Below are 6,007 nucleotides of genomic sequence, written 5' to 3'. Positions count from 1 at the left end.
TTCGCCAACTATCGCCCGCAGTTCTATTTCCGCACCACGGACGTGACCGGGACGGTGAAGCTGCCGGAAGGCACCGAGATGGTGATGCCCGGCGACAACCTGAAGTTCGAGGTCGAGCTGATCGCCCCGATCGCGATGGAAGAAAAGCTGCGCTTCGCCATCCGCGAAGGCGGCCGCACCGTCGGCGCCGGCGTGGTGTCGAAGATCATCGAGTGATGTGAGCTGGCGGTGCGTGCCGGTCACGCACCCTGCCGCAAAGACAAAGGCCCGTCCCGAAAGGGGCGGGCTTTTGCGTGGGGGGGGGGCGTCCACCCGGTTGCGCGCCCCGGCCGGATCGCCCAACCTGCCCCGAACCTGTCGAAAAAGCTAGGTATCCGGTGCCCGCCGGGGCGCCGAAAAAAGTCCCGATGCCGAAACCGTGAGCTATGATGGTGTCTGCAGCTGTCTGCAGTCAGGGGGGAATCGTCGTGTCCGAAGCCGCCTATCCCATCGACCCCGACAATCTGCTGACCGAAGTCAGCGCGGCCAAGAAGCTGGGCGCGGCCCATGCCGATGCGTATCAATCAGGCAAGCCGTATCATTACGTCTGCATCGACAATTTCCTGCCCCAGCCGGTCATCGACCACGTCATTTCGGATCTGCAGGAATTGCCCGAATCCGAAACCAGTTTCGACCGGGCGCAGGAGCGGTTGAAGACCTCGTACATGCCCGAGCGGCTGCCGAAGTATACGCGCGACCTTTTCTATGCGTTCAACTCGCGCCCGTTCCTGATGTTCCTTGAAGAGATGACGGGGATCAAGGCGTTGATTCCCGACCCCTATTTCTTCGGCGCCGGCATCCACAGGGTCCAGAATGGCGGGCATCTGGACATCCATGCCGATTTCAACCTGCACAGCCACATGAAGGTCGAACGGCGGCTCAACGTGCTGATTTACCTCAATCCCGGCTGGCAGGAGGCGTGGGGAGGGTCGTTCGAGATCTGGGAAAACGACATGTCCCGCAAGGTCAAAAGCTTTGTGCCGATCAGCAACCGGATGGTGTGTTTCTCGACCAGTTCGACCAGCATGCACGGAAACCCGGAAACGGTGAACAACCCGAACGGCGACGCAAGACATTCCATCGCGCTTTATTATTATACCGCGACCTGGGACGACACGCGGGTCGAGCATAGCACCCTGTTCAAGCCGCGCCCCGGCACCGCCGACAAGGCGGACAGGCAAGAGTTGCGCCACGCCCGGATTCGTGATGTTCTGCCCCCGGTCATCTATCGCAAGATCGGCCACCGGCTGCGCCGTATCGGCCTGTAAAAGGCCGGTTCCGCCGCACGCGGCTGAATCTTTGCGCCGGCAGCCCGAATCAGGTTGCCAATCCCCCGCAGGTTTCGTATCTGCGCGCCCTGTCCTTCAATGACAGCAAGGTCCGAAGCTGGCCCCGCGTGGTGCGTGGTCAGCCTCTCGACTGAAATCCCTCTTCAAGGGATGCTTTGATGCAAAGCCAGACCATCCGTATCCGGCTCAAGGCGTTCGATTACCGTGTGCTGGACGCCAGCACGCTGGAGATCGTGAACACCGCCAAGCGGACCGGCGCGCAGGTGCGCGGCCCGATCCCGCTGCCGAACAAGATCGAGAAATTCACCGTCCTGCGCGGCCCGCACATCGACAAGAAATCCCGCGACCAGTGGGAAATCCGCACGCACAAGCGCCTGCTGGACATCGTCGATCCCACGCCGCAGACCGTGGACGCCCTGATGAAGCTCGACCTCGCCGCCGGCGTGGACGTCGAGATCAAGGTTTAAGGGGGCGAACATGCGGACAGGTATCATCGCAAAGAAGCTGGGCATGACCCGGCTGTTCCTGGACGACGGGCGCCAGGTGCCCGTCACCGTGCTGCAGATCGACAACCTTCAGGTCGTCGCGCAGCGCACCACCGCGCTTGACGGCTATGTCGCCGTCCAGCTGGGCGCGGGCGAGGCCAAGGCCAAGCGCGTGTCGGCGCCGATGCGCGGCCATTTCGCCAAGGCGAACGTGGCGCCCAAGCGCAAGATCGCGGAGTTCCGCGTGTCCGAAGACAACCTGATCCCGGTGGGCGAGGAGATCATCGCCGCGCATTACTTTGCGGGTCAGTTCGTCGACATCGCCGGCACCTCGATCGGCAAGGGCTTTGCCGGCGCGATGAAGCGCCACAACTTCGGCGGCCTTCGCGCCTCGCACGGGGTTTCGGTCAGCCACCGGTCGCACGGGTCCACGGGCCAGTGCCAGGATCCGGGCAAGGTGTTCAAGGGCAAGAAGATGGCCGGCCACATGGGCGCCGTGCGCGTCACCACCCAGAACCTGCAGGTCGTCCGCACCGACAGCGAACGCGGCCTGATCATGGTCAAGGGCTCGGTCCCCGGTTCCAAGGGCGGCTGGGTCACGGTCAAGGACGCCGTCAAGAAAGCCGCGCCCGAGAACCTGATCTATCCGGCCGCGCTGCGGTCGGCCGAGCGGGAGGCCAAGCGCCTGGCCGAGGAAGCCGCCGCGCAAGCGGCCGCCGAGGAAGAAGCCGCGCGCGCGGCCGCTGCCGAGGCCGAGGCCGCCGCGCAGGAAGCCGCGCTGGCCGATGCCAAGGCGTCGATTGCCGCCGAGGGCGAAGCCACTGCCCCCGAAGGAGACGAGAGCAAATGAAACTCGACGTGATTTCGCTCGCCTCCGGCCCTGCCGGGGACATCGAGCTGGCCGACGACATCTTCGGGCTGGAGCCGCGTGCGGACCTGCTGCAGCGCGTGGTGCGCTGGCAGCGCGCCAAGGCGCAGGCCGGCACCCACTCGACCCTGGGCAAGTCCGAGGTCAGTTATTCGACCAAGAAGATCTATCGCCAGAAAGGCACCGGCGGCGCCCGCCACGGTTCCCGCAAGGCCCCGATCTTCCGCAAGGGTGGCGTCTACAAGGGCCCGGTTCCGCGCAGCCATGCGTTCGACCTGCCCAAGAAGGTGCGCGCGCTGGGTCTGAAGCATGCGTTGTCGGCGAAAGCCGCGCGCGGGCAGCTGGTCGTGCTGGACAGCCTGGACCTGGCCGACGCCAAGACCGCGGTCCTGGCGAAGGCGGTCAAGGAGCAGGGCTGGAAGCGTGTTCTGGTCATCGACGGCGCCGACGTGAACGAGAACTTCGCCCGCGCCGCCCGCAACCTGGAAGGCGTCGATGTGCTGCCCTCGATGGGCGCGAACGTCTATGACATCCTCAAGCGCGACACGCTGGTGATCACGCGCGCGGGTGTCGAAGCCCTGGAGGCCCGCCTGAAATGAGCGCCGAAACCACCACCGCCAAGCCGGAGCACTATGACGTGATCCGCAAGCCCATCATCACCGAAAAGGCGACGATGGCGGCCGAGCTGTCCAACGCCGTCACCTTCGAGGTGGCGAAGTCGGCGACCAAGCCCGAGATCCGGGCCGCCGTCGAGGCGCTGTTCGGCGTCAAGGTCAAGGCGGTCAACACCGTCCTGACCAAGGGCAAGGTCAAGAAGTTCCGCGGCCGCCCCGGCGTCCGCAACGACGTGAAAAAGGCCTATGTGATGCTCGAGGCTGGCAACAGCATCGACGTGAACACCGGGCTTTGATCCTGTGATGCGCCGGCGGCCCCCGCAACGGGGCCGCCGGTCATTTTCGACTGAAACGGACCATCGGTCCAAGGCAACGGAAGACAGAAACCATGGCACTCAAGTCGTACAAACCGACGACGCCTGGCCAGCGCGGGCTGGTACTGATCGACCGTTCGGAGCTTTGGAAAGGCCGCCCCGTCAAGACCCTGACCCAGGGTCTGACCAAGACGGGCGGCCGGAACAATACCGGACGTATCACGATGTGGCACAAGGGCGGTGGGGCCAAGCGGCTTTACCGCGTCGTCGATTTCCGCCGGACCAAGTTCGACGTCACGGCGGTCGTCGAGCGGATCGAATACGATCCCAACCGGACGGCCTTCATCGCGCTGGTCAAGTACGAGGACGGCGAGCAGGCTTATATCCTGGCGCCGCAGCGTCTGGCCGTCGGCGACAAGGTCGTCGCGTCGAAAAAGGCCGACATCAAGCCGGGCAACGCGATGCCGTTCAGCGGCATGCCGATCGGCACGATCGTCCACAACGTCGAGCTGAAGCCCGGCAAGGGCGGCCAGCTGGCCCGTTCGGCCGGCACCTATGCCCAGTTCGTCGGCCGTGACGGCGGCTATGCCCAGATCCGCCTGTCCTCGGGCGAGCTGCGTCTGGTGCGTCAGGAATGCATGGCGACCATCGGCGCCGTGTCGAACCCCGACCATTCCAACCAGAACCTCGGCAAGGCCGGCCGCAAGCGCCACATGGGCGTGCGCCCGACCGTCCGCGGCGTCGCGATGAACCCCATCGACCACCCGCATGGCGGCGGCGAGGGCCGGACCTCGGGCGGCCGTCACCCGGTCACGCCGTGGGGCAAGGGCACCAAGGGCAACAAGACCCGTTCGAACAAGTCGACCGACAAGTACATCCTGCGGTCGCGCCACGCCAAGAAGAAGGGGCGTTAATCCATGGCACGTTCTATCTGGAAAGGCCCCTTCGTCGACGCCTATGTCCTGCGCAAGGCGGAAAAGGCACGCGACTCGGGCCGCTCGGACGTCATCAAGATCTGGTCGCGCCGTTCGACCATTCTGCCGCAGTTCGTCGGGCTGACCTTCGGGGTCTATAACGGCCGCAAGCATATCCCGGTCAACGTGTCCGAGGAAATGATCGGCCAGAAGTTCGGTGAATATTCGCCGACCCGGACCTATTACGGTCACGCGGCCGACAAGAAAGCGAAAAGGAAGTAATCGTCATGGGTAAGGAACAAAATCCGCGCCGCGTGGCGGAGAACGAAGCGATGGCGAAGACCAAGATGCTTCGCACCTCGCCGCAGAAGCTGAACCTGGTTGCCGCGATGATCCGCGGGAAAAAGGTGGACAAGGCGCTGGCCGACCTGACGTTCTCCAAGCGCCGGATCGCCGGCGACGTCAAGAAATGCCTGCAGTCCGCGATCGCCAACGCCGAAAACAACCACAACCTGGACGTCGACAGCCTGGTCGTCGCCGAGGCGTGGGTCGGCAAGAACATGGTGCTGAAGCGGGGGCGTCCGCGCGCCCGCGGCCGGTTCGGCAAGATCATGAAGCCGTTCTCGGAAATCACCATCAAGGTGCGCGAGATCGACCTGGCCGCCGCCGAGGCCGCCAAGAAGGCCGCCGCGACCAAGCGCACCGCGCAGGGCCGCGACACGGACGCCACGACCACCACCGCCGCTGCCGAGGAGCTCGCGTAATGGGACAGAAGGTCAACCCCATCGGGATGCGCCTGCAGGTCAACCGCACCTGGGACAGCCGCTGGTTCGCCGACACCAAGGATTATGGCAACCTGCTGCTCGAGGATCTGAAGATCCGCGAGTTCATCCACAACGAGGCCAAGCAGGCCGGCGTCAGCCGCGTGATCATCGAACGCCCGCACAAGAAATGCCGGGTCACGATCCACGCCGCGCGTCCGGGTGTCATCATCGGCCGCAAGGGCGCCGAGATCGAGACGCTGCGCAAGAAGCTGGCGAACTTCACCGATAGCGAACTGCACCTGAATATCGTCGAGGTCCGCAAGCCGGAACTGGACGCCCAACTGGTGGCCGAGTCGATCGCCCAGCAGCTGGAACGCCGGGTGTCGTTCCGCCGCGCGATGAAGCGGTCGGTCCAGAACGCCATGCGCATGGGCGCGCTTGGCATCCGGGTGAACGTCGCCGGCCGCCTGGGCGGCGCCGAGATCGCGCGGACCGAATGGTACCGCGAGGGCCGGGTGCCGCTGCACACGCTGCGCGCCGACATGGACTATGCCTTGTCCGAGGCGAAGACCCCTTACGGGATCATCGGCGTCAAGGTGTGGATCTTCAAGGGCGAGATCATGGAACATGATCCGCAGGCCCACGACCGCCGCGCCAGCGAGGCGCAGGACGGTCCGTCGCCGCGCGGTCCGCGCCGCGATCGCGACGCGCGCTAAGGAG

At 65.0% G+C, this 6,007-nt stretch carries 9 protein-coding genes and 1 pseudogene; all 10 read left to right on the top strand.

Going from position 1 to position 6,007, the window contains the following annotated elements; all coding sequences use genetic code 11:
• Positions 1–216 (top strand): EF-Tu C-terminal domain-related protein (locus tag EPA64_RS11435; protein WP_484217447.1); only part of this gene is annotated, 216 nt, incomplete at its 5' end.
• 251 nt (positions 217–467) lie between these two features.
• Positions 468–1,307 (top strand): 2OG-Fe(II) oxygenase, encoded by an 840-nt coding sequence (locus EPA64_RS11430; protein WP_246026725.1) that lies wholly within the window; start codon positions 468–470, stop codon positions 1,305–1,307.
• 179 nt (positions 1,308–1,486) lie between these two features.
• Positions 1,487–1,795, top strand: a complete 309-nt coding sequence (gene rpsJ, locus EPA64_RS11425) for a 30S ribosomal protein S10 (RefSeq protein WP_036704922.1) — start codon at positions 1,487–1,489, stop codon at positions 1,793–1,795.
• A 10-nt stretch (positions 1,796–1,805) separates the two neighbouring features.
• Entirely contained in the window at positions 1,806–2,663 is an 858-nt protein-coding gene (rplC, locus tag EPA64_RS11420) for a 50S ribosomal protein L3 (protein ID WP_134726479.1), read from the top strand.
• Complete coding sequence (gene rplD, locus EPA64_RS11415) at positions 2,660–3,280, top strand: 50S ribosomal protein L4 (RefSeq protein ID WP_134726478.1); 621 nt, start codon at positions 2,660–2,662, stop codon at positions 3,278–3,280. The genes rplC and rplD overlap by 4 nt, the downstream gene beginning before the upstream one ends.
• Positions 3,277–3,591, top strand: coding sequence for a 50S ribosomal protein L23 (locus EPA64_RS11410; protein ID WP_134726477.1), 315 nt, complete (start codon positions 3,277–3,279; stop codon positions 3,589–3,591). The genes rplD and EPA64_RS11410 overlap by 4 nt, the downstream gene beginning before the upstream one ends.
• Before the next feature lie 92 nt (positions 3,592–3,683).
• Positions 3,684–4,523, top strand: a complete 840-nt coding sequence (gene rplB / locus EPA64_RS11405; protein WP_134726476.1) for a 50S ribosomal protein L2 — start codon at positions 3,684–3,686, stop codon at positions 4,521–4,523.
• 3 nt (positions 4,524–4,526) lie between these two features.
• Positions 4,527–4,805, top strand: a complete 279-nt coding sequence (gene rpsS / locus EPA64_RS11400) for a 30S ribosomal protein S19 (RefSeq protein WP_134726475.1) — start codon at positions 4,527–4,529, stop codon at positions 4,803–4,805.
• 5 nt (positions 4,806–4,810) lie between these two features.
• Positions 4,811–5,179, top strand: a pseudogene (gene rplV / locus EPA64_RS11395) (50S ribosomal protein L22); the annotation flags it as partial.
• Positions 5,180–5,286: 107 nt separating this feature from the next.
• Positions 5,287–6,003 (top strand): 30S ribosomal protein S3, encoded by a 717-nt coding sequence (gene rpsC, locus EPA64_RS11390; protein ID WP_134726473.1) that lies wholly within the window; start codon positions 5,287–5,289, stop codon positions 6,001–6,003.
• The last annotated feature ends 4 nt before the right edge of the window (positions 6,004–6,007 follow it).

The organism is Paracoccus luteus (genome assembly GCF_004522155.1).
Lineage (GTDB): Bacteria > Pseudomonadota > Alphaproteobacteria > Rhodobacterales > Rhodobacteraceae > Paracoccus > Paracoccus luteus.
The sequence above is the reverse complement of the archived record's forward strand: the minus strand, read 5'-3'. Positions and strand labels throughout refer to the sequence as shown.